Below are 23470 nucleotides of genomic sequence, written 5' to 3' on the forward strand. Positions count from 1 at the left end.
GAAGAAAACGACCCAAATCATACTTATAGGTTAGCGATTAGAGAAGTTGACTTAGCATTTAGAGATGTCGAACAAGAAAATCTGTTTATTAATGAATAATATGGCCATATATTGATTGATAAATAATATATTATATGAGGCACCTAATTGAATAACTAGGTGCTTTTTTTCTTAAAAAAAATTATTCTTAGATAAATATTTTTCGTCTTCGCTATTACTAATTAGCACTATTTGTAAATGATTTTATTGATATAAATCACATAATTTATGTAAAACAATTTGATTAAGTTAATATCAATATAATATTTATGATGAGTTTATAAAAGAAAGGAATATCTTATGAATAAAACTAAGTTGAAAATTGTCGCATTGATTAGTGGGATTATCCTTAGTACTTCTAGCGCTTTAGCCTCACTTGATGATGCCAAACAACTAAAAATCATTAGTTATAATGTTTATAATGGTATGAAGTTAGATGAGAGTGAAGGTAAACAGAAATATATTGATTGGGCAAAAGCACAAGATGCCGATATTATTGCTTGGCAAGAGATGAATTTTTTTACTCGTGAAAAACTTGAAAAATTTGCCGCTAGTTATGGACATAAATATGCGGTACTTTTAAAAGAATCACCGGAAGATGCTGCTTTTTTCCCTGTAGCTATTACCTCTAAATATCCAATAGTTAATGTTAATAAAGTAGTTGATAATTTGTGGCATGGGGCACTCTATGCAGATATCGGAAATTATCATTTTGTCGTTACACATATGAATCCATTTTGGACAGCTAAACGAATTGATGAGATTAATTTAATTATCGATTCAATCAAATATAGTCGTGATCCTAAAGGAAAATGGATAATTGCCGGAGATTTGAACTCATTTTCGCCAGCAGATAAATCTGACTATGATAAAAGTACCCTTTTAGAGGATATTAAAGAAAAGCAAAAGAAAAGACCAATTTTAGAAAATCTGGTTGATGGTAAACTAAGTTATACTGTACAACAAAATCTTCTCGATGCTGGTTTTATTGATGCATTAAAAATTAAACATAAAGAATTTGTGGCAACTGCACCAACTAAAGTATTTTATGATCAAGCATCAGTTCCATTACGCTATGATTATATCTATGTTTCACCACCACTTAAAAATAATGTCATTGATGTTCAAGTAATAAAAGATGATTTTACGGATAAATATTCCGATCATTATCCTGTCCAGATGATCATAAAAAATGATTAATATTAATCGAACTTATTTATATAAAAGATATTGATAGATTAAACGGGCAAAAGCCCGTTTTTTTTATTGTGTTTTTTATTTTAAAAGGTGAGAAAAATAACCGTTACTTTTAATCCAAACGAGATTAAAAAATTATTTTCTTGCAACAAATACTGCTCGCATTGGCGCAGGATAACCTTCTACTGTTTTGGATAAATCGTTAGGATCTAAAAATTCCGCTAATGAATCGGATTCCATCCATTCTGTTTTGCGTTGTTCATCCAAACTGGTTTTGGATATATCAACCATTTTTATATCTTTAAAACCACATTTATGTAACCAATTTATCATGGTTGGTACTGATGGAATAAAATAGACATTTCGCATTTGAGCATAACGTTCACCAGGCATTAATGCTTGATGTTCGGTTCCCTCAATAACCAATGTTTCGAGTACTAATTCACCACCATCAACTAATTGATCTTTCAATTGATAAAGATGATCAAGCGGTGAGCGACGATGATATAACACTCCCATTGAAAAAACCGTATCAAATGCGTTTAATTTTGGTAATTCCTCAATGCCTAATGGAAGTAAGTGAGCTCGCTGGTCATTGCCTAATAGTTTTCTTATTGCTTCAAATTGGCATAGATAAAGCGCCATTGGGTCAATACCAACAGCAAGTTTGGCTCCTGCGCCAATCATACGCCATAAATGATAACCACTATTACAACCAACATCGAGAACTATTTTACCTTCTAAATTATCGATATGATTAATCAATCTTTGCCATTTCCAATCGGAACGCCATTCAGTATCAATATCAATGCCATAAAGATGAAAAGGGCCTTTACGCCATGGCATCATGGTTTTTAATAATTGTGTGATACGTTGCTGTTCGCCAGAAGATAATGGTTGCTCTGTTTTTGCGGTTACACTATGTAATAGATCAACTTGAAAAGGGCTAATTGCTGGTAAGTGTTTAATACTATTTATCCATTGACTAAAACGATTATCTAAATTTTGTTTTTGCCAATTAGCCAATTGCGCTGGTAAAACTTCAAGCCAATTTTTAAGCTTATTTTTTGTGATAATTTGGTAAAAATCACCAAAATCAATCATTCTGTTTTCCTTTATAATTAAATTAAATCTAGAGGTTATTTGATAGCAATAATCGAGCCAAAATTAAAACATTGAAACCAAGTATCAACATGCTCAAATCCTGCTGTTATCAGACGTTGTTTATGGGTCGCAACTGTGTCTGTAAGCATAACATTTTCTAGCATATTACGTTTTTGACTTATTTCCAGTTCACTATAACCATTGGCTCTTTTGAAATCATGATGCATATTAAATAATAATTCGTCGACAGTCTCATCACTAAAACTAAACTTTTCCGATAAAACTAATATGCCATTTGGTCGCAAAGCTTGATAAATATTACTTAAAACCCGTTGTCGATTTTCTGGAGTTAAAAATTGCAAGGTAAAATTAAGAACTACCATTGATGCATTTTGCATATTTATATTACAAATATCTTCACAAATTACATCGACAGGTGTATTTGATTTATAGGCATCAATATGCTTTTTACATCGTTCTACCATAGGTAATGAATTATCAATAGCAATAATGTGACAATTTTCGTGTTTGATATTACGACGAATAGCGAGCGTGGCAGCACCCAACGAGCAGCCTAAATCATAAATCATAGAGTTAGGTTGTACAAATCGGTCAGCCAGCATACCAATCATTGATATTATATTAGAATAACCGGGTACCGAACGCTGCACCATATCTGGGAAAACTTCGGCAACTTTTTCGTCAAAAGTCCAATCACCTAATTTATCGATCGGGGTTGCAAATAGCTGGTCTTTTTTGGTATCCATAAAAGTTATTGGTACTATAGAATCTAATTCTGTTATCATACCATTTTTTGCGTTCGATTGTTCGAGTAATTATGACTTTTGTTGATTTTACAGCCATTTTCGCAACGATTATTATCAGTATTTCGGTCACTTTTTTATTAGGAAAACGCTGGCAGTTTTGGTTTAACCTTCACTTAACCGGTTATGGTCGAATTATTTATTGGCTGACTATTGGTTTGGCCGGTGCATCGTTAATCCTTGCTAGAGTATTAAATGATATTTTAACCTCGGGATTACATTTGTTCCTGTTAACGATTGCCGGTTTGATGATCTGTAGCGTTTTTATAACACTCATTTTTGAAATTGTTTATCGGATTAGCAAAAAGCAAATTAAGCCTAATCTTTGGCATAAAATCAGTTTTATTATTGCGGTTGTGGCTTTGTTTTGTTTTGGCCATGAAATGGCGATAAATCCTAAAATAGTTGATTATCAGGTTGTGATTAATAAATCAGCCAATGTTGATCATCTAAGAATTGTGCAACTTTCAGACATTCATATTAATGAGCATACCTCTGCAAGTATGATTCAAAACATGATTGACAAGGTAAATAGCTTAAAGGCTGATTTTATCGTGATAACTGGCGATACATTAGATAAACGATTAAAACCTTTCCTCGAAAATGGATTTATTGAACAGTTCCAGCAATTAAAGTCCAAATACGGTAATTATATTATTTTTGGCAATCATGAATATTTAGGTACCCATGATAATAATAATCGCGAAGAAGATATTATTAATGCATTTAAACGAGCGAATTTAAAAGTATTGAAAGATGATATTGTTTATCTTGATGAGGTTGGCATCACATTGATAGGGCGTGATGACTTTTCATCATATAAGTACGATGTTAAGCGCGCCTCACTATCCGATTTAATCATGTTTTCTGATACGGATAGACCAATAATTTTGTTAGATCACCAACCACTAGATATTAAAGATGTTGCTGAACAACAAGTAGATTTAATGTTATCTGGACATACTCATGGTGGTCAAATCTTTCCTATCAATATATTGGTGGCGATGATGTACAAAAATGCCAATGGTATTTATCACGATGCTGATCATCATTTCACCAGTATAGTCAATAGCGGTTACGGATTTGGAGGCCCACCAATTCGATTAATGACTCGCTCTGAAATTGTTGTAATCGATGTATCTTTTGTCAACAAAACTACCATTCAATAGATTATCTTAAATAGGAAGCGTATTTTGAATTATCAATTTATTATTAGTAATGATGAATTATCCAATTATTGTCAAAAGATCAAGAATAGTAGTGCTATAGCATTGGATACTGAATTTGTACGAACTAGGACATTTTATCCTCATTTAGGACTTTTACAGGTTTTTGATGGCCAACATGCTGCGCTAATTGATCCACTTAATATTAACGATTGGCAGGAATTCTTAGCAATTTTAACCAATCCTAATATTGAAAAATATTTTCACTCCTGTAGCGAAGATATTGAAGTGTTTCTTCATGCATTTAATTGTGTTCCTTCTCCAGTAATAGATAGCCAAATTTTAGCTTCTTTTTTGGATAATCCCATCAGTAGTGGTTATGCAAGTTTAGTCAATAAATATCTTGGCGTTGAGTTAGATAAAAGTGAAACACGGACTGATTGGTTAAAACGCCCTTTGACTGAAAAACAGTGTGATTATGCTATTAATGATGTTTTATATCTGTTTCCATTAATGGATAATTTAAAATCTCAGCTTACATCGATTGATTATTTAGCGGCTGCTTATCAAGAATGTCGAAATGCAATTGCGCGTAAATGTGAAATATTTGATCCTCAAAAGGCTTACTTAAATATTAAAAATAGCTGGCAATTGAAAGGGGATAGTTTAGGGCAATTAGCTAAACTTGCTTGCTGGCGCTATCAATTTGCTAAAAATCACGACATAGCGTTGAATTTTGTAGTGCACGAAGAGATTTTATGGAAAATTGCTCGTTATCAACCAACCTCCTTAGCAGAACTTGATAAATTGGGTATGAAAGGTAAAGATATCCGTGCATATGGTCAAACAATTTTGGATATATTGCTTCAACCTATACCTATTATTCCGACAATTCAACGTATTAATAGTTATCCAAATTATAAAAATATTGCTGATTTATTGAAACAAATCGCTGAAAAAATAGCATCACAAACAGGACTTAATAGCGAATTAATACTTTCAAGACGATTAATCAATCAGTATGTAAAATGGCAAAATGATAGGAAAGGTGAAATTCCAGAAATTCTGTCAGGATGGCGTAAACCATTATTTGAACAATATGACCTGCCTAATTGATTAAATCATAATGGAAGAATGACAAAATTTTAGTTAAATGGTGTCAAATTACATTGACACCAATCTCTATATTAAGCTAGTTCACTTAGCATCGATTCAACAATTTTTGATGATTGGGCTGCAGCAAGTTTTAAAAATGATTGAAAATCAACTGCCGATTCATCATCTCCATTATCAGAAATTGCTCTCACCACCACAAAAGGTACTTTAAATAACCAACAAACATGGCCAATAGCGGCAGCTTCCATTTCAACGGCGATTGCATCAGGAAAAGTTTGTTTAATTCGTTCTAAATTGCTTTTACCATTGATAAAGGCATCACCACTGCCAATTGAGCCATCAACAGCATTGACCCCATGTTTCTTTATACATTGTTTAGCTAATGATTGATAATTAACATCAGCAGCAAATGAAACAGGGCAACCTGACATTTGACCTGGTTTATATCCAAAGGCGGTTAAATCAACATCATGATAAAATACATCTTTTGATACAATAATATCACCGATATTCAGTTCCGTTGACAGCCCACCCGCTGAACCGGTATTAATGACTGCATCAACTTGATAATTATTTAATAATAATGTTGTTCCTGAGGCTGCAGCAACTTTACCTATGCCTGATTGTAATAATACAATTTCACAATTTGCTATTTTACCAATATGAAAATCACATCCTAAATGACGCTCTAATTGATAATCGGTAATTTTACTCTTTAGTATGGCTACTTCTTCTTCCATAGCTGCGATAATAGCAATTTTCATATGGCCCTCTTGGCTTATTAGCCGTATATTTATTTTAAATGTGCTATCATAATTGCTGTAAGTTAACTTGACAATAAATGAATATAACGGAGATAAAATTTGCGTACGATTTTTATAACGGGGTGTTCAAGCGGTATAGGATTGATTTCAGCTATCGCTCTGAAAAAACGAGGTTATCGTGTCATTGCATCATGCCGCAAAATAGCAGACCAACAAAAATTAATTGAGCAAGGTTTTGAAACCGTTTTATTAGACTTAGACGATGCCGATTCAATTAATCAAGCTGCGCAACAAGTATTAACCTTGTGTGAAGGTAAATTATATGCGTTATTTAACAATGCTGGATTTGGCGTCTATGGCCGTTTAAACACCATCAATCGATCACAATTAGAATCACAGTTTTCTACTAACTTTTTTGGTGTTCATCAATTAACCCAATTATTATTACCGGCAATGATTGAACAAAATGAAGGTAGAATAATTCAAACTAGCTCAATTGTTGGCATAGTCGCAACACCGGGTAGAGGCGCATATTCTGCCAGCAAATATGCTTTAGAAGCATGGTCTGATGTACTCCGTTTAGAGTTAGCTAACACCAATATTAAAGTTTGTTTAATTGAACCAGGTCCATTAAAAACCTATTTTTCAAATAATGTAAACCAGACCGAAAAAGAAAAAATAGTAAAAAATCCACCTATTGCTAAACGCTTTACATTAGCCCCTGAAGCGGTATTACCATATCTGTATCACGCATTAGAGCATAACAAACCGAAAATACGTTACAGGGTAACAAAAATAACTAAATTGGCGGCAATAGCTAAACGTTTGCTTCCAGATAGATTAATGGATAAAATTTTACAAAATAAATAATCAGTTAAACTTATTTATAGGATAGATTATGTCAAATCAATTTATTTTTGATGTTAATGAACAGAATATTCAAGAAATTATTGAAAAATCAACTAGTAGTCCTGTGTTATTCTATTTTTGGTCACCAAGAAGTCCTAACTATCAAGAAATGACAGATACGTTAACCAAATTAGCAACACAACATCAAGGACAATTCATTCTTGCTAGCGTAAATTGTGATGAACAACAAATGTTAGCAGCACAGTTTGGGCTTAGAGCAATTCCAACCGTTTATATGTTTCAAAATGGTCAACCTGTTGATGGTTTTCAAGGCCCACAAAATGAAGAAACCATCAAAACCTTTTTAGATAAAATTTTACCTAATGAAGATGAATTGAAACTTATTGAAGCGCAACAATTTTTTAATGAAGGCCAATATGCGCAAGCATTACCTTTATTAAAACAAGCTTGGACTGTACTTAAAGATCATTTAGGTAAACCAAGATCAGATATTGCGTTAATGTTAGCGAAAAGCCAAATTGAACAAAAACAACTAGCAGAAGCTAAGGATGTTTTGGCAACTATTCCATTGCAAGATCAGGATTCAGCTTACCACGGTTTACAAGCCGAAATTGAGTTACTCGAACAAGCTGCAAATTCACCTGAATTACAGCAATTACAAGCTGAATTAGCTAAACAGCCAGATAATGTTGAGTTAATGATTCAACTTTCATCGCAACTAATGCAAGTTGGTCGGCACGAAGAAGCATTAGAACTGTTGTTTAAACCTTTAACAAAAGATCTGAATGCTGGTGAAGGGCAGGTGAAGAAAACTTTACTAGATCTATTAGCAGCTTTAGGAACTAATAACGCACTTGCTAGTAGCTATCGCCGTAAGCTTTATACGCTATTATATTAAAATAGCTAAAACCAAAGCTTGAAGGATTTTGAACGCTTTTTTATGATTTACTGGATATTTGGGACGAATATCACAACCTAGAAATATATTTCGCAGTAAAGTTAATGAATAAAAAAATCGTGGAAAATTGAATTCTAGATAGTTAGATTAAGTTATATAAATGAAGAGATTCAACAATAGAGCATTGTTGAATCTTTTTTATTTAGTGTTCGATAACGCGAGGAAAGTTTTCATTACTACGAAGGGTTAGAACTTCCACACCATTATCTGTAACTAAGATCGTGTGTTCATATTGGGCTGACAATCCATGATCTTTGGTTTTAACTGTCCAACCATCTTTCATGGTACGAGTACGCCAATCTCCAGTATTTACCATCGGTTCAATAGTAAAAGTCATACCTGGTTTCAGGATCACACCGCCATCATCAGCATCATAATGTAAAACTTGTGGCTCATCATGATATACTTCACCTATACCATGACCGCAATATTCACGAACAGAAGAAAAGCCAAATTTATCAACATATTTTTGAATTGCTTTACCGATTTCTTTTAATCTGATCCCCGGTTTAATGATTTTAATGGCTTCGTATAAACTCTCTTGTGTGACTTGACATAGTTTTTCTCCGGCAACAGTTGGTTTTCCTGCAATGTACATTTTTGAGGTATCACCATGAAAACCATCTTTAATTACGGTCACATCAATATTAAGAATATCACCATCTTTTAACTTTTTATCAAAACTTGGAATACCATGACATACTACATCGTTAATTGAAATGCAGCTGGTATGCTGAAAACCATGATAACCAATGTTGGCAGGAATAGCTTTTTGCACATTAACAATGTGTTCATAACAGATCTGATCCAGTTCACCAGTGCTAATACCAGGTTTTACATAAGGTTCAATCATTTCTAAAACTTCTGCTGCTAATTTACCAGCAATACGCATTTTTTCGATTTCAGCGGGGGTTTTTAACTTAATAGACATTAATAGGTTCCTATAATTTGTATGGCAATATCCTATCATATACCGCTATTTCGTCAAATCATAGCTATTGATAAATCAAGTATAACGATTAAATTTAAGATTTTTGCTAAAAAATTTTGAGGAAAGGGGTTTTTGGACATAAAAAAAGAAAACTAATACAGCTTAAAACCATTTAATTATATAATAATGCATTATAAAAAAAGGTTTTCATAAAATGCAATGTAGTTATTATCAAGAAAATAAATGTTTGTCTTGTCATAAAATAAATCAACCATATAAATCTCAACTAAATGAAAAGCAAAACCAATTAATTGAAACTTTAGCAAAGTTTAATCCTAAAGAAGTTAAAGATCCATTTGCTAGCCCTGGGCAAGGTTTTCGCAATAAAGCTAAAATGGCGGTGCTAGGCACGGTTGAAAAACCCATATTAGGTATTCAAAATGATAATCAAATCATTGATCTGTGTGATTGTCCGCTTTATAGCGTTAATATGCAAAGTATCCTAAAAATGGTTCGTACCTATATCCGTAAACAAGCATTGGTTCCTTATAATATTAATAAGCGAAAAGGGGAGTTAAAATTTGTCATTATTACCGAAAGTGTTATCGATGATAAAAGCCACTTTATGCTACGGTTTGTATTAAAATCACATAAATTTGTCGAGAAGATAAGCAATAGTTTGCACAATTTAATCGATAAGATAAATAATTTACAAGTCGTATCGATTAATATTCAACCTAATCATGCCGCTATATTAGAGGGTGATGAAGAGTTAATTTTAACGGATAATCCTTTTCTAGAATTTAGGTTAAATCACATACCACTTTATATAAAATCAAAAAGCTTCTTTCAAACAAATAGCTATATTGCTGAAAAATTATATAAAACGGCTAGTGATTGGCTGGCGAATTTAGATGTAAATTCTATATGGGATCTCTTTTGTGGGGTGGGAGGATTTGGTTTGCATTGTGTTCGTCATGCCAATAACGATAATATTCAATTAACAGGAATTGAAATTAGTTCTGATGCTATTGAATGCGCATCAAAATCTGCTAAACAGCTAGGTTATGACAAACTTAATTTTGAATCATTAGATGCTACTAAATATGCAACACATCAAAACCAGACACCTGATTTAGTCTTACTTAATCCACCAAGGCGAGGGGCAGGTAGAGTACTGGTCGAATATCTGGAAAATATACAACCTAATTATATTTTATATTCAAGTTGTAATTTGTCATCATTAGCACAAGATCTACAATTTTTGACTCATTACCAAATGATCAAAGTGCAATTGTTTGATATGTTCCCTCATACATCTCATATGGAAGTGTTAGTTTTGTTAGAAAAAATCTGATAAATCATTACACCAATATAGGCTAGTTTTTATTATGAATACTAATAAATCTAGCCTAACCAATTTTGTGAATCTTTTTGTTCTTACCTTTTATTTTTAGCGTATAAAGATTTCTTATCCTGATTCTATTCAATTTTTATAATTACCTCAATAATATCAAATGATAATCATTAGCAAATGTTAATAATTATCATTACTATTGATCATGTTTATTATTTTTGCTAGATTAATGATCAAAAAATGATAATTATCAAATATTGGGGCATTGGTTAAGGCAGTTCATTAATCTAATTTTGTGGTGAAAAATGAAAATAAATAAAATATTGCTAATGATGATAGTGGCTTCAATACCTTTCCCTGTATTTGCTGATGGTGATGATATAGAAACAATTACGGTTACGGCGAGTAGACAAAAGAAAGCTAAATTGGCTATCCCTGAAACGGTTGATGTGGTGACTAAGAAAAATATAGATGACCATCAAATGTCAACGATGGAAGATTTAGTTAGATATATGCCAGGGATATCAGTAAATAGACAAACTTCTGGTACCGATCCTTTTGGTAACCTTGGTGGAATTAGAATACGTGGTATGTCAGGTAACCGTGTTCAGTTGCAAGTAGATGGCTCAAGGGTTATTGAAAGTATACAAGACGGAAACAGAAATTTTATTGATTTATCAAATATCAAAGCCGTGGAAGTTATACGTGGACCTGGATCAGTTTTGTGGGGTGCAGATGCGGTTGGTGGTGTTGTGGCATTTAAAACATTAGATCCTAGTGATTTACTTAAAGGTAAGTCTTATGCAGTTAGAGTTAATGGTGGTTATGATAGTTTGAATAAACAAAACACCAAAACCGGTATGTTAGCTGTTGAACTAATGCCTAATTTAGAAGGTTTATTAAGTTTTAGTCGTCGAGATTATCAAGAAGCAAGGTTAAGCAAAGCTAAAGCGAATGGGGGGATTTGGGGATGTCCGCGAGGAGCAGATGCCATTCGATGTAATAAACTAAATCCTTTAGATGCGAAAGCAGAAAATATGCTAACTAAATTGGTTTATCATAATGATAATCGCGAAACAAAATTAACATTTGAAAATTTCCGTTCTAACTCGTTTGTAAAACAATTATATGATTACGGTTTACAATCTAATGGAACTTTCAATGGTGATTATCGAAGAACACAAATACAAACTCGTAAAAGGTTTGCCATCGATGATAGTTGGATGCCGTCAGTTGGGTTTGTCGATCAAATTAAAACCATGATCTCTTATTCTCCTCAAGAACGTTATTTAAAATCACATCGCCAACAAAAAGATAAAAGAAAAAAGCCGATTTATACCTATACAACTAATGATTATAAAGAAAAATTCTGGCAATTGGATTTACAATTAAACTCAAACTTTGACTTTTTAAACAGTAGTCATGATTTAGTTTATGGTTTTCAGGGCGATATTACCCGTAGTTACTATCGTAATGAAAGTACAAAAAATGGTAAAAAAACCATTGGTGGAGGGTTTAATTTTGCTAATTCTAAAACACAACGAGCTGATGTTTATTTGCAAGATGAATTTCATTTAATTAGTGAACGTTTTAAAATTAAACCTGGTTTACGCTATGCAACTTATAAAATCAAACCAAATGCAGATAGCCATTATGCAGTCATCGAAGGAAAAGAACCTCGTGAGATTACATCACATCGTTTTATTCCCCAATTAGGTGCTTTATTTAATATTACCGATCAATACTCAGTTTATGCTCGTTATGCTGAAGGTTTTAAAATGCCAACAGCTCAACAGTTATATACTTCTTTGCCATCATTTAGTATGAATCTAATCCCTAATCCTAAATTGAAACCAGAAAAAGTAAAATCATATGAAACAGGGTTAAGAGGCGATTTTTCTAAAGGCTGGTTTAGTGTAGGTTTTTTTAAAGCTGATTATAGTGATTATATAAAGAATTTTATTCGTGTTGGACCAAAAGATTATACCTATAAAAATTTATCCAAAGTTAATCTTTGGGGCATTGAATCATCGGCTGAATGGCAATTTTATCCAAATTGGACATTAAATGCGTCGACTTCGTATCAATATGGTAAAAAACAAGAATCACCTGGAGAGAAAAAATCTTACTTTAATGATGCTATGCCATTACAAGGTAACCTCGGTCTAAAATGGCATCTTCCTGATTTCAATTTTGATACCGAAGTATTAGCTACTTTTTCTAAAGCGGTTTCACATGTATCGAAAGATAGCTCGTCTTCAGATGAAGTATTTAAACCAAGTGGTTATGCCATTTATGATGCTTATTTAAATTGGCATCCAAGCAAGAATATTACTATTAGGGGCTCAGTATTAAATATCTTCGATCGTCGTTATTTTAAATGGCCTATGTTTAGTAGTTATTATAAAAATCCGCAAACTAATGTCAAAGTGACGAATCCTATCGAGTTACAAACAGCGCCAGGAAGAACATTTGCCATAAGTGCGGTTATAAATTTCTAATAATTAAGGATGATTACTACTATCAAAATTTCAATAACAATATTGATAGTAGTAAATAGAAAAAATATTTAGTTTCGAGAATATAAGTTTTGCAAACATTGAAAAATATCATCTTGCTTATGAAACTCTGTTTCAAATCCAAGCAAGGAAAGTTAGGTTTTGGTTATGCTTTTATTATTATAAGTTTAAATATCATTCTAATCAGAATCAGTCTTGAAATGATTAATTGGAATAAAAACTTTTATAACGCATTAGAAAAGTACGATATGCAAGCGGTAATAACGCAATTATTAGTTTTTATCATGTTAACTTTTTTTGGTGCCATTACCTATTTGATCATCGAGTATTTAAGAAAAACATTAGTCATAACTTGGCGTAAAGTTTTAAATGACACGATAATAAGTCATTGGCTGAATCATAAAGCCTATTGGTTTATAAATAATAATCAAGCAAACATAGACAATCCAGATCAGCGTATTTCTGAAGATTGCCATTTATTTATCGAGAGATTAACTAACGAAGGATTTTCATTTATTACACAATGTATCGGTCTTTTTTCCTATTTTATTCTTTTATGGCAAATAACCAATAATTTTGTTTTAGAATTTAGCCTATTCAATATTGATATTAGCATTTCTCATTATTTAATTTGGTTAGCCCCTATCTATGTCATTTTGACCTCATATATTGCCCATAAGTTGGGAAGCCCATTAAAAAATTTACTAATTCAGCAACAACATTTAGAAGCAAATTACCGTTTTGTTTTAACTCGATTTAGAGAAGCGAAAGAATCTGTTGCATTATTAGAGGGAGAAAAGGTTGAACAACAACAATTTGATCAACATTTTAATAGTATTGTAAAAAATTGGTATAAGCTAATTAAACGGCAATTTATTTTAGGTTGTTTTACTCGGCCTTACTATTTAACCGTATTAAGTATTCCGACCTTTTTTTCTCTACCAATCTATTTAATCGGTAAAGTTAGTTTAGGATCATTGATGCAAATTAGTAAATCATTTAGTAATGTAGTAACTAATTTATCTTGGTTTATTTTCAATTATAACAAACTGGCCGAACTGATAGCATGTAGTTATCGTTTGGGCCAATTTATTCAACAGTCTGAACAAGTCTCTTATCAGTTTAAACAACTTAATCAAGCTGAAAATGGAAATGAACGTTTATCGTTGGAAAATTTAATTATAAAGAAACCTGATGGAAAGATTTTACTAAAATTACCCGATCTCCATATTAACAAAGGGGAATCAGTTGTTTTATGTGGCGCATCAGGTATAGGTAAATCAACACTTTTTAAAATAATCTCTGGTCTTTATCCATATTATGATGGAGTGGTCAAGGTTCCTAAATTAAAGAAACTCTTTTTATCACAAAATGCTTACTTTCCTATGGGAGGATTGGCTCATGCAGTAAGCTATCCAGAACCATTGTTTGAGAAAGATCTTACTGTTATTAAACAATTACTGTTTGATGTGGGTTTTTCTTCTGAAGATATCGATAAATATTTACTTAATGATAATTTAAATACACTTTCTGGTGGAGAAAAACAACGTTTAGTAGTTGCGAGAATTTTAATGCATAAACCGGATTGGATTTTTATGGATGAAACCACAAATGCATTAGATAAAGTAGCCGAAAAACAATTGCTAAAATTGTTACAGACAAACTTACCAACAAGTAGTTTCATTATTATTTCTCATAGTGATATATCAAACTACTTTAATAAGTGTTATCAATTAAATTTATCATGATTTTTAAAAACAGATTATTTAACTAAATATTAAAACAAATCAAGGAGTAATTTATGGCTGAGTCCAAAAATGATATTGTACAAAAAACAATAGATGATTTACACGAAACAATGCAAACTATCATACTTTCAACAATCACCGAAACAGGAACGGTTGATACTAGCTATTCACCTTATTTCTTTGACGGTAATGACTATTACATTTTAATTTCAGACTTAGCACCACATAGTAAAAATATCAAAGCTAATTCAAACATATCTTTTTTAATTATTGATGATGAATCTAATACTAAGAATATTTATGCTCGTAGAAGATTGTCTTTCCATGCTTCGGCAACCATTGTCGAAAGAGGAACTGAGCAGTTTGATTCTACTGTCGATCTGCTAGCTAAAAAAGTGAGCAAAATGGTTTATATGTTAGCTGAAATGAATGATTTTAATTTATTTAAATTAACCCCGAAAGAGGGAAGATTAGTAATTGGTTTTGGTAAAACCTATATTATCGATCCACAAAATAAAACGGTAATACCAGTAGATGAAGATTATGTCGCTAAGCAAAAACAACAATCTAGTAATTAATATCATTATCTAAGCATTATTTATAATATTGCCATTACTTATTAACTAAGTAATGGCTTTTTTCATCACTCCACTCTTTGCTTAAATGTTTTAAATAATAGTTTTTTTATTTTCGATTGAGGATTCATATTCTTAAAATAGCTTCACTCAATCAAGAAAACTGCCTATCTTAACCAGTAAACTATGTTAAAATTAAGCCAACATAAACTGAATTTAGGATAGTTAATATTATGGTTCCTGATGTTTCGAAAGCTCTCAGTTGGTTAGAAAAACATTATACTATTTTACAAGGCATTCAGAGAGGCCTTGAACGTGAGACATTACGGATTTTGCCTGATGGTTCATTGTCAAAAACGCCGTTTCCTGAAAAAATTGGTGCAGCATTAACTCATCCATGGATCACGACTGACTTTGCTGAATCTTTATTAGAGTTTATTACCCCTGTAAATACCAATATCGATTATATGTTAACTTTTTTACGAGATTTACACCGCTATGCCAGTGTAAATATTGGCGATGAGTTAATGTGGCCACTGAGCATGCCTTGTTTCGTTGCCAAAGAAGATGACATTATCTTAGCTCAATATGGAAAATCTAATGAAGGACGGCTTAAAACAGTCTATCGTGAAGGTTTAAAAAATCGTTATGGTGCTATGATGCAAACTATTTCAGGTGTTCACTATAACTTTTCATTACCTATGGCATTTTGGCAAGCGAGAGATGGTGTTAAAAACAGTGAAGAAGGTAAGGCAGTTATTTCGGAAGGGTATTTTACACTAATTCGTAATTACTACCGTTTTGGTTGGGTTATCCCTTATCTATTTGGTGCATCGCCATCAATGTGCTCGTCATTTATTCAAGATCCAGAAAAAGCAAAAGCGTTCATCGAACAAACTAATGGTAACTGTTATTTACCTTATGCTACCTCACTAAGAATGAGTGATATTGGTTATACCAATAATGCCCAGAAACAATTAGGGATCACCTTTAATCATCTAGATACCTATGTTGAGGGTTTAAAACGGGCTACCAAGACAAAATCAGCCGAATTTAGCAAATTAGGCATTAAGGTTGATGGTCATTATCGACAGTTGAATGATAATGTATTACAAATTGAAAATGAATTTTACGCACCAATTAGGCCAAAACGAGTTCCAACATCAGGGGAATCGCCATCCGATGCTTTACTACGTGGTGGCATAGAATATATAGAAGTTCGAGCACTTGATGTTAATCCATTTTCACCAATTGGTATTACCGAGGAACAAATTCGATTTATTGACCTATTTTTAATCTGGTGTGCTTTAGCTCCTGCTCCTGAAATGAGTAGTGCAGAGCTAGAATGTGCAAAATTAAATTGGAATAGAGTGATTATTGAAGGCCGTAAACCAGGATTAGAAATTGGATTAGGCTGTGATAGCTATCGACAACCGTTAGCTAAAGTAGGGCATGAACTTTTCAAAGATTTACTTCGAGTCGCCGATGTACTTGATCATCAAGACGACAAACAACAATATCGAAAAGTTTGTGAACGACTTGATCTGATGTTTGATCAACCTGAATTGACATTATCGGCGAGAACGTTAGCCGCGATTAGTGATTTGGGCACAGCCAAATTTGGTTTAGCTTTAGCTACTCAATATAAAAAACAACTAAGTTCAGAACCTTTATCAGTTCTAACTGAAGATGATTTTAATCAACAACGAATGTTATCAATTGAAAAACAAAAGAAAATAGAACAAAATGACACTATGTCATTTGATGAATATCTAAAAGAAAAAATGAACAGCTAAAATGTTTAAACATCGCGATTATACATTACGATATCAAGGAAAAAGTGATGTTGAATTAATATTACCAAACCATAAAATTATGCATGACAAACCGTTAATCGACCAACAGTCTTTTTCGGTTTTGGTTTGGAATATTTTCAAACAGAAAAGGGCAGATTGTATTAATATCCTTGAGCAATATGCAGATCAAACTAAGTTGATATTATTACAAGAAGCTCAAACCACGTCCCAATTATTAAATTTTATTGCTCGGCATAACAAAATTGCCGATCATGTTCCAGCCTATAGTTTAAATGATATTTATGCTGGAGTTATGACAATAACAAACATAAAACCAACGCAAATTTTCTCCTTTAGAGAAAGAGAACCATTCATCCGTGTACCAAAATCAGCATTAATCACTCTTTATCCAATTAAAAATTCAACGCTACAACTATTAGTTGCTAATATTCATGCCATTAATTTTAGTCTAGGGGTGAAAGTTTACCGCCAACAAATCTATATGTTATTAAATTATATTAAGCAACATCATGGACCAGTAATTTTAGCGGGAGATTTTAATGCTTGGAGTCGGCAACGGTTGAGCCTACTTTATCATTTGATACGTTCAATAAATCTCAAACCGGTTAATTTCTCGATTGATATAAGAAAAACGTTTCTAGGTAGGCCACTGGATTTTATTTTTTATCGAGGGTTGAAGCTTGATGCGGCTAATATAGTTAATACAGCCGCATCAGATCATAATCCATTATTTGTTAAATTTAAATTGGATTAGAATTGACCAAATTAATTGTTAATATATCACCTTCTTTAACACGCATATTTTTTAATTTATTCCATTGTAAAAGATCGGTGATCTTAACTCGGTAATTTTGCGCTATAGTATAAAGGTTATCACCCGCTTTAACTTGATAAGTAATCTGTTTTTTGCCACTATTTAACATTGATTTAGTATCTTTTACTGTAGTATTGGTATATTGAATAGTGGTAGATTTTATTTCAAACGGCATATTGTTATGCGGAACATCTTCTAAAAGTTCAGTTACTTGATTAGCAACTAAATTTTCACTTTTTAACTTTTTAAATAATTTATCTGCATGAGAATAAGGTACCAGTAGATGGAAAGGGCCATTTACTGTTTGTTGTACATAACCTGCATTGTATGTCATTAAATCGCTAAGTGATAATTCTGAATATTGCGCTATTTTAGCCAATGATACGTTTTTAGACATATCGATTCTAACTAATGAGTTTTCATAATTACAGTCAGGTAATTTAATACCATAACGTTTATTATTTTTAACAATATCGATAATAGCTAATATTTTTGGCACATAATGCATTGTTTCTGTCGGTAAATCTAACGACCAATAATCAGTTGATAAACCTTTAGCTTTATTTTTATCAATAGCTCTTTGAATTCGACCTTCACCAGCATTATAGGCAGCTAATGTTAATAGCCAATCACCATTAAATCGATTATTAAGATTTTGTAACAAAGAGATTGCTGAACCTGTTGATGCGATTAGATCTCGTCGGCCATCAAAACTATTGCTACGTTTTAAGCCATATTCTTTAGCGGTAACAGGTACAAATTGCCATAAACCAGCTGCTTGGGCAGGAGAGGTGGCTAAAGGGTCATAAGCACTTTCTATTAACGGTATTAAAGCTAGTTCAACCGGTAATTTGTTTTTTCGTAACTGATTAATGATGTAATACACATAAGGCTCAGATCGTAACGCAATATTTTCAAATCCTTTTGGATTACGTAATAAACGTTCGCGTTCGGCAACAACACGGCTATTATTTGGAACGTTAACGTTTATTTGCTTTAACATATAATGCCAAGGATTTTGCGTGACTGAAGCGTAATTAACACCACCACTTTTAACGCTAGAATTAACTATTGATTTAGCATTATATTTTTTTGAGCCAGCGTTGTATCGTGAACCATGATTTTGACACCCGACTAAAAAAGCACATAACACTGTAAATATTAATAATTTTTTCATTAGATTATAAGTTAGGACATTAATTTAAGCAGAGTATTATACCTAAAAAATGTCCTTTTGGCTCCTAAAAAAAGTAAACATCTCTAACTCATTGTTACAATTAAATTTATTTTGTAAATTTTTTTCCTCACAACGTAAAAATAAGTTGATCTGTTTTTCTTGGGTTAAAATAGAAGGCAAAGTAATTTTTTTTTTGCAAATAAAATCATAATACTCATGGATAACTTGATCCTCAGGAACTAGCATTTGAGCAAAATCTAAATTAGTTAAGGTATATTCGTGTCCTGCACAAATAAGGGTATCATCAGGTAACAGCTTTAATTTATTCAGCGAACTTAGCATTTGCTTATAATCACCTTCAAAAATTCTACCACAACCAGCGGAAAACAATGTATCTCCACAAAATAAATATGGCTGACAATAATAAGCTAAATGTCCCAATGTATGTCCCGGTACTGAAATAACCTCATATCGAAAATCAGCAATCAATAATTCATTGATGTTTTCGAGATGGTTAATCTGCAAATTAATTTCACTTGGCCCATAAGCTTCAATATCGGGATAAGCTGCTTTTAGCTCAGTTACCCCACCAGTGTGATCGATATGGTGATGAGTGAGTAAAATTGCAAGGGGTGATAAGTGATATTTTTTCATATAGCTTAGCACTGGAGCAGCCTCACCCGGATCTATAATAACCACCTTTTTATTAGCATTTTCAAGTAACCAAATATAATTATCTTTTAGAGCAGGAATAACATGTAACTGATACATGGTAATTACACCTTCTATTTTATCTGATTAATCGGTTAATGATGCTTCAAAAATAGTATCATGTAAGGTGGGCGATTCAGCTTGCGTTTTGGCAATTTCATCACAGCGTTCGTTCTCAATATGGCCCGCATGACCTTTTACCCATATCCATTCAATGGTATGTAACTTAGCTAATACATCTAAACGTTGCCATAAATCAACATTTTTTACTGGTTGTTTTTTTGCGGTTTTCCAGCCGTTTTTTTTCCAACCATAAATCCAATTCGAAATGCCATTACGCAAATATTGGCTGTCAGAATAAAGCTTAATTTGACAGGGTTCTTTCAGTAATTCCAATGCCACAATGGCAGCAAGCAATTCCATGCGATTATTCGTGGTGTTAAAATAACCTTGAGCTAATACTTTTTCATTTTCTTTGTATTTTAAAATAGCTGCATAACCACCAGGTCCAGGGTTGCCCAAACAAGATCCATCAGTGAATATTTCAATATTTTTTTGCATATTTGACATAGTTATAAACTTATTACGTGATTATTTTTCAAGAAATTTTAGCTTAATATAAATATTAATAAGCCATTATTAATGTTGTATCAATCATTGATTAAAACAGTGGAGGTATCAACATCAGTACGTTTTGGTGTTAGACTATACCATTAATTTGTAAAATTCCCAATTATAGATAAAGAAGAGTATATTGTGATAACACATTCAACCCGCCAAATTGTATTAGATACAGAAACTACAGGTATGAATCAAGACGGTAATAATCATTATGAAGGTCATAAGATTATTGAGATTGGTGCAGTTGAGGTATTAAATCGACGATTAACTGGCAATCATTTTCATGTTTACATCAATCCAGAACGTTTAATTGATGAAGAAGCCTTTAAAGTTCATGGTATCAGTGATGAATTTGTTAAAGACAAACCGATTTTTAAAAATATAGCACATGATTTTATTAAATTTATAGATGGTGCTGAATTAGTTATTCATAACGCCTCGTTTGATGTTGGCTTTATGGACTATGAATTTCGCCTTTGTGGGTTAGACTATAAAACCGCCGATCACTGTATTGTTACAGATACATTAGCAATGGCTCGACGTCTTTTCCCGGGTAAACGTAATAATTTAGATGCATTGTGCGAACGTTATCAAATTGATAATTCTCATCGTACTTTACATGGAGCCTTACTGGATGCTGAAATACTTGCTGAAGTTTATTTAGCAATGACCGGGGGCCAAACTACTTTGGCATTTAGTTCGGACGATAATTTATCTTCATCAATGACGAATAATGCTGTAAAAAAAATTGAACGTAATGGGATACCACTTACAGTAATTAAAGCTAATGAAGCGGAACTATCTGCGCATGATTCAATTTTAGAAAAAATTGATAAAAAAAGTGGTGGGGCGCTTTGGAAAGAGCATTAATGATTGTTTTCTATTCAATTGAACATAATTTTAAAAATTTATATTGACGAAAATAATAATAATCTTTAATATCACGCCTACTTTAATGTTCTGCATTAAAGAGTCTAAAAAGCGGAGCGGTAGTTCAGTTGGTTAGAATACCTGCCTGTCACGCAGGGGGTCGCGGGTTCGAGCCCCGTCCGTTCCGCCAATTCTTAAAAGTTATACTTAATTTAAGTTTAATTCAAAAACACTTACATAAAACCATCTATATAAAACTTATAATGTTTCTTAATCAATCTTAACTATAATTCAATACTATTTATTGTTAAAAATACAGAATAATTTTCGTAACAATAAATTAATTTTGTTATATTCTTTTCGTTACAATTTTAATTTTAAATATAGGTGATATCACGACGAGAACCTAAAGTTGTAACTTTCTCTATTTATGTTATCTTCAATAATTATTTGCATAAGTTAAAGTTATTCGAATTGATTTAGATATGTTAAAAAAATCGCTATTTATTCTTCTAGGTGGGATTTTCTTTGTATTAGGAACTGTGGGCATTTTTGTTCCTCTTTTGCCGACAGTGCCTTTTTATCTGCTTACTGCATATCTATGGTTAAATAGTTCTGATCGCCTGTATAACTATTTTACTCAAACTCGTTATTATCAAACTTATGTGCAAAAAATGCTTATCGAGAAAAAGATTTCAAAAACAGGATTAGTAAAAATGTTAACCATGGTATTTATCATTTTATTAATTCCATTTATTTTATTTGATTCTTTGCATGTTAGGATTATTTTAGCAATAGTCTTCTTTGCACATGTTATTTTTGGAGGTTATTATTTTCTCAAGAAGTGATGATATAGTTTTTGGTAAGAATAAAATTACAGGGCAAATAAGTTACCCTGTAACAATTAATCAGTTATAAAGTGAGTTAACTGATAACTATTTAAGACTTTTTTTAATCTCAATAGCTAATAATGGGTTCCACATTGCTCCTGTAGCACTCATTACCGCATCAGCGCCATTTTGAATAAATTGATGATAATGTTCACTATTACTAACACCACCAACACCAATAATGGCAAATTTTAAATCCATTTGTTTACGATATTTATTAAGTCGACTAACCATATCTAAACCAGCCCAACGAATTGCATCACCACATATACCACCTTCCTTACGGTTTTCGCCTAATGCCGGATGTCCACTTGCATCTACCGGTTTGGCTGAAAGGGTATTAATAGTACTTAATCCGTCAATGATTTTTCCGACTCGAGTTAATAGAGATATGATGCGTTCATCATCTGGGAAGTAAGCTAATTTTAAAATAAGAGGGCGATCTGGTACCGCATTCTTAATTTCATTCACAATTCGTTCTACTTTATCAACATCAAAACAAAGTAGTTTACTTGCACCTTCGTTTGGACAACTCAAATTAGCTTCTAATATTGGTGCATTAGTTTCTCTTACTAACTTAGCAGCTAAAGCATAATCTTTTTCTATCTCACCATTACCTTGAGTTCCTTGGAAACTACCAATAACACATTGTCCAGCGCCAGCTGCATTTACCGCATCAGCCATATCCGGTTGCCAAATATCAGGTGCAAAAGATGGTACACCGAAGGAGTTGGTAATTGATAAAGGTTGATTATAATTTGTATCAGCCAATACTGTGTCTAAGTTAGGTGATAACTTGCCATTAGGATGAACAGATAAAACATTCGGTAATGGATGGCATTTGTGAAACTTGGTTCTAACCGTTTTATAAACACATAAGTCAAATCCATAAGCAAAAGCAGCTTTAATATAATTAGCATTTAGTAACGGACCTGCTGGCTGACCAAATGGTAGGTTAACATTGACATTTAAAAATTTTGTTGGTTTAGTTGCGACCTGTTCAGCCTTATCTAATTCAGCAAAAAGTCCAAAAGGGCCTTGAGCATAGTTATCTTCATAACTTATACTTGGATTATAAAAAGGGATCAAAGGTTTCATGCTATCTCCTGTTTATGGCTATTCTTAATGTGGTTTTGATTTAAAATTTGGTATAAACTTGAAAAGTTAAAGTTGTAGACATAAAAAATCCTCCATAAAGGAGGATCAATATTTAAAAGAAAAAGACAATTCAATTTTGTTTTTGTTATTGGTCTGTGTGTTTGAACCACAATCATAATCAAATTCTCTTTTCTAAAATTGCTAAGCATTCTAGCTGAATATAAATAAAGTTCAAGTGCTATATTGATAAAAATATATAAGTAAATGAAATAGTTATAGTGTTTTTTTTTAGACTGTCTGACCT

The 23470-nt window shown here is 32.4% G+C and carries 20 protein-coding genes, 1 tRNA gene and 1 pseudogene; 14 read left to right on the forward strand and 8 right to left on the reverse strand.

What is annotated here, in order from left to right; genetic code table 11:
* The first annotated feature begins 339 nt into the window (after positions 1–339).
* Positions 340–1239, forward strand: coding sequence for an endonuclease/exonuclease/phosphatase family protein (locus B6C84_RS10555; RefSeq protein ID WP_081299931.1), 900 nt, complete (start codon positions 340–342; stop codon positions 1237–1239).
* A gap of 132 nt (positions 1240–1371) precedes the next feature.
* Here the strand turns inward: B6C84_RS10555 and cmoB are convergent, their stop codons facing one another.
* Both cmoB and cmoA read right to left on the reverse strand, forming a co-directional pair.
* Positions 1372–2340, reverse strand: a complete 969-nt coding sequence (cmoB, locus tag B6C84_RS10560) for a tRNA 5-methoxyuridine(34)/uridine 5-oxyacetic acid(34) synthase CmoB (protein ID WP_086354299.1) — start codon at positions 2338–2340, stop codon at positions 1372–1374.
* A gap of 35 nt (positions 2341–2375) precedes the next feature.
* Positions 2376–3092 (reverse strand): annotated as a pseudogene (gene cmoA, locus B6C84_RS10565) (carboxy-S-adenosyl-L-methionine synthase CmoA); the annotation flags it as partial.
* Between the two features lie 86 nt (positions 3093–3178).
* On the opposite strand from cmoA, the gene B6C84_RS10570 reads away from it, so the two are divergent.
* Positions 3179–4333: a metallophosphoesterase gene (locus B6C84_RS10570; protein ID WP_086354300.1), complete on the forward strand. Its 1155-nt coding sequence runs from the start codon at positions 3179–3181 to the stop codon at positions 4331–4333.
* Positions 4334–4357: 24 nt separating this feature from the next.
* Complete coding sequence (gene rnd, locus B6C84_RS10575) at positions 4358–5446, forward strand: ribonuclease D (protein ID WP_086354301.1); 1089 nt, start codon at positions 4358–4360, stop codon at positions 5444–5446.
* Between the two features lie 71 nt (positions 5447–5517).
* Here rnd and B6C84_RS10580 read toward each other — a convergent pair whose 3' ends face one another.
* Positions 5518–6210 carry a 5'-methylthioadenosine/adenosylhomocysteine nucleosidase gene (locus B6C84_RS10580; protein ID WP_086320290.1) on the reverse strand — a complete coding sequence of 231 codons (693 nt, stop codon included), beginning with the start codon at positions 6208–6210 and terminating at the stop codon, positions 5518–5520.
* Between the two features lie 99 nt (positions 6211–6309).
* Between B6C84_RS10580 and B6C84_RS10585 the strand changes: the two genes are divergently transcribed.
* Together B6C84_RS10585 and B6C84_RS10590 are read left to right on the forward strand one after the other, a co-directional pair.
* The gene (locus tag B6C84_RS10585; protein ID WP_086354302.1) at positions 6310–7080 is read left to right on the forward strand and encodes an SDR family oxidoreductase; all 771 of its coding nucleotides are present in this window, start codon (positions 6310–6312) and stop codon (positions 7078–7080) included.
* A 28-nt stretch (positions 7081–7108) separates the two neighbouring features.
* On the forward strand, positions 7109–7978 hold the full coding sequence (locus B6C84_RS10590) for a co-chaperone YbbN (RefSeq protein ID WP_065612978.1): 870 nt from the start codon (positions 7109–7111) through the stop codon (positions 7976–7978).
* 202 nt (positions 7979–8180) lie between these two features.
* On the opposite strand, the gene map is transcribed toward B6C84_RS10590, so the two are convergent.
* Complete coding sequence (map, locus tag B6C84_RS10595; protein ID WP_065578734.1) at positions 8181–8969, reverse strand: type I methionyl aminopeptidase; 789 nt, start codon at positions 8967–8969, stop codon at positions 8181–8183.
* A gap of 214 nt (positions 8970–9183) precedes the next feature.
* Here map and rlmC point away from each other — a divergent pair, with 214 nt between their 5' ends.
* From rlmC to B6C84_RS10625, 6 genes are all read left to right on the forward strand, one after another.
* A complete protein-coding gene (rlmC, locus tag B6C84_RS10600) occupies positions 9184–10326 on the forward strand; it encodes a 23S rRNA (uracil(747)-C(5))-methyltransferase RlmC (protein WP_086354303.1) in 1143 nt (380 codons plus the stop codon).
* A gap of 305 nt (positions 10327–10631) precedes the next feature.
* Positions 10632–12827: a TonB-dependent hemoglobin/transferrin/lactoferrin family receptor gene (locus tag B6C84_RS10605; protein ID WP_086320288.1), complete on the forward strand. Its 2196-nt coding sequence runs from the start codon at positions 10632–10634 to the stop codon at positions 12825–12827.
* A gap of 119 nt (positions 12828–12946) precedes the next feature.
* Positions 12947–14593, forward strand: coding sequence for an ABC transporter ATP-binding protein/permease (locus tag B6C84_RS10610; RefSeq protein ID WP_086354304.1), 1647 nt, complete (start codon positions 12947–12949; stop codon positions 14591–14593).
* A 53-nt stretch (positions 14594–14646) separates the two neighbouring features.
* Positions 14647–15171: a HugZ family pyridoxamine 5'-phosphate oxidase gene (locus B6C84_RS10615; RefSeq protein ID WP_081299930.1), complete on the forward strand. Its 525-nt coding sequence runs from the start codon at positions 14647–14649 to the stop codon at positions 15169–15171.
* Positions 15172–15401: 230 nt separating this feature from the next.
* Complete coding sequence (gene gshA / locus B6C84_RS10620; protein ID WP_086320285.1) at positions 15402–16964, forward strand: glutamate--cysteine ligase; 1563 nt, start codon at positions 15402–15404, stop codon at positions 16962–16964.
* A gap of 1 nt (position 16965) precedes the next feature.
* Entirely contained in the window at positions 16966–17739 is a 774-nt protein-coding gene (locus tag B6C84_RS10625; protein WP_086320284.1) for an endonuclease/exonuclease/phosphatase family protein, read from the forward strand.
* On the opposite strand, the gene B6C84_RS10630 is transcribed toward B6C84_RS10625, so the two are convergent.
* Genes B6C84_RS10630 through rnhA form a run of 3 tightly spaced genes read right to left on the reverse strand, consistent with a single transcriptional unit; the run spans position 17726 to position 20248 of the window.
* Positions 17726–18976: a transglycosylase SLT domain-containing protein gene (locus B6C84_RS10630; RefSeq protein WP_034903686.1), complete on the reverse strand. Its 1251-nt coding sequence runs from the start codon at positions 18974–18976 to the stop codon at positions 17726–17728. The genes B6C84_RS10625 and B6C84_RS10630 overlap by 14 nt on opposite strands.
* Positions 18977–19018: 42 nt before the next feature.
* Complete coding sequence (gloB, locus tag B6C84_RS10635; protein WP_086354305.1) at positions 19019–19747, reverse strand: hydroxyacylglutathione hydrolase; 729 nt, start codon at positions 19745–19747, stop codon at positions 19019–19021.
* Positions 19748–19774: 27 nt separating this feature from the next.
* On the reverse strand, positions 19775–20248 hold the full coding sequence (rnhA, locus tag B6C84_RS10640) for a ribonuclease HI (RefSeq protein WP_065651259.1): 474 nt from the start codon (positions 20246–20248) through the stop codon (positions 19775–19777).
* A 195-nt stretch (positions 20249–20443) separates the two neighbouring features.
* Here rnhA and dnaQ point away from each other — a divergent pair, with 195 nt between their 5' ends.
* The 3 genes from dnaQ to B6C84_RS10655 all read left to right on the forward strand — a co-directional run bounded on the left by dnaQ (position 20444) and on the right by B6C84_RS10655 (position 22026).
* Positions 20444–21178: a DNA polymerase III subunit epsilon gene (dnaQ, locus tag B6C84_RS10645; protein WP_034903680.1), complete on the forward strand. Its 735-nt coding sequence runs from the start codon at positions 20444–20446 to the stop codon at positions 21176–21178.
* 113 nt (positions 21179–21291) lie between these two features.
* Positions 21292–21368: transfer RNA gene (locus tag B6C84_RS10650), tRNA-Asp, on the forward strand.
* Positions 21369–21663: 295 nt separating this feature from the next.
* Positions 21664–22026, forward strand: coding sequence for a YbaN family protein (locus B6C84_RS10655; protein WP_086320282.1), 363 nt, complete (start codon positions 21664–21666; stop codon positions 22024–22026).
* A gap of 87 nt (positions 22027–22113) precedes the next feature.
* On the opposite strand, the gene B6C84_RS10660 is transcribed toward B6C84_RS10655, so the two are convergent.
* Positions 22114–23166, reverse strand: a complete 1053-nt coding sequence (locus B6C84_RS10660; protein ID WP_086354306.1) for a beta/alpha barrel domain-containing protein — start codon at positions 23164–23166, stop codon at positions 22114–22116.
* Positions 23167–23470 lie beyond the last annotated feature (304 nt).

The organism is Gilliamella apis (assembly GCF_002142155.1).
GTDB lineage: Bacteria > Pseudomonadota > Gammaproteobacteria > Enterobacterales > Orbaceae > Gilliamella > Gilliamella apis.

Bases quoted from the DNA above. Each gene is read 5' to 3' on its own strand.
- B6C84_RS10555 (WP_081299931.1), top strand. From the start codon at position 340: ATGAATAAAACTAAGTTGAAAATTGTCGCATTGATTAGTGGGATTATC.
- cmoB (WP_086354299.1), bottom strand. From the start codon at position 2,340: ATGATTGATTTTGGTGATTTTTACCAAATTATCACAAAAAATAAGCTT.
- B6C84_RS10570 (WP_086354300.1), top strand. From the start codon at position 3,179: ATGACTTTTGTTGATTTTACAGCCATTTTCGCAACGATTATTATCAGT.
- B6C84_RS10580 (WP_086320290.1), bottom strand. From the start codon at position 6,210: ATGAAAATTGCTATTATCGCAGCTATGGAAGAAGAAGTAGCCATACTA.
- B6C84_RS10590 (WP_065612978.1), top strand. From the start codon at position 7,109: ATGTCAAATCAATTTATTTTTGATGTTAATGAACAGAATATTCAAGAA.
- map (WP_065578734.1), bottom strand. From the start codon at position 8,969: ATGTCTATTAAGTTAAAAACCCCCGCTGAAATCGAAAAAATGCGTATT.
- rlmC (WP_086354303.1), top strand. From the start codon at position 9,184: ATGCAATGTAGTTATTATCAAGAAAATAAATGTTTGTCTTGTCATAAA.
- B6C84_RS10605 (WP_086320288.1), top strand. From the start codon at position 10,632: ATGAAAATAAATAAAATATTGCTAATGATGATAGTGGCTTCAATACCT.
- B6C84_RS10610 (WP_086354304.1), top strand. From the start codon at position 12,947: ATGAAACTCTGTTTCAAATCCAAGCAAGGAAAGTTAGGTTTTGGTTAT.
- B6C84_RS10615 (WP_081299930.1), top strand. From the start codon at position 14,647: ATGGCTGAGTCCAAAAATGATATTGTACAAAAAACAATAGATGATTTA.
- gshA (WP_086320285.1), top strand. From the start codon at position 15,402: ATGGTTCCTGATGTTTCGAAAGCTCTCAGTTGGTTAGAAAAACATTAT.
- B6C84_RS10625 (WP_086320284.1), top strand. From the start codon at position 16,966: ATGTTTAAACATCGCGATTATACATTACGATATCAAGGAAAAAGTGAT.
- B6C84_RS10630 (WP_034903686.1), bottom strand. From the start codon at position 18,976: ATGAAAAAATTATTAATATTTACAGTGTTATGTGCTTTTTTAGTCGGG.
- gloB (WP_086354305.1), bottom strand. From the start codon at position 19,747: ATGTATCAGTTACATGTTATTCCTGCTCTAAAAGATAATTATATTTGG.
- rnhA (WP_065651259.1), bottom strand. From the start codon at position 20,248: ATGCAAAAAAATATTGAAATATTCACTGATGGATCTTGTTTGGGCAAC.
- B6C84_RS10655 (WP_086320282.1), top strand. From the start codon at position 21,664: ATGTTAAAAAAATCGCTATTTATTCTTCTAGGTGGGATTTTCTTTGTA.
- B6C84_RS10660 (WP_086354306.1), bottom strand. From the start codon at position 23,166: ATGAAACCTTTGATCCCTTTTTATAATCCAAGTATAAGTTATGAAGAT.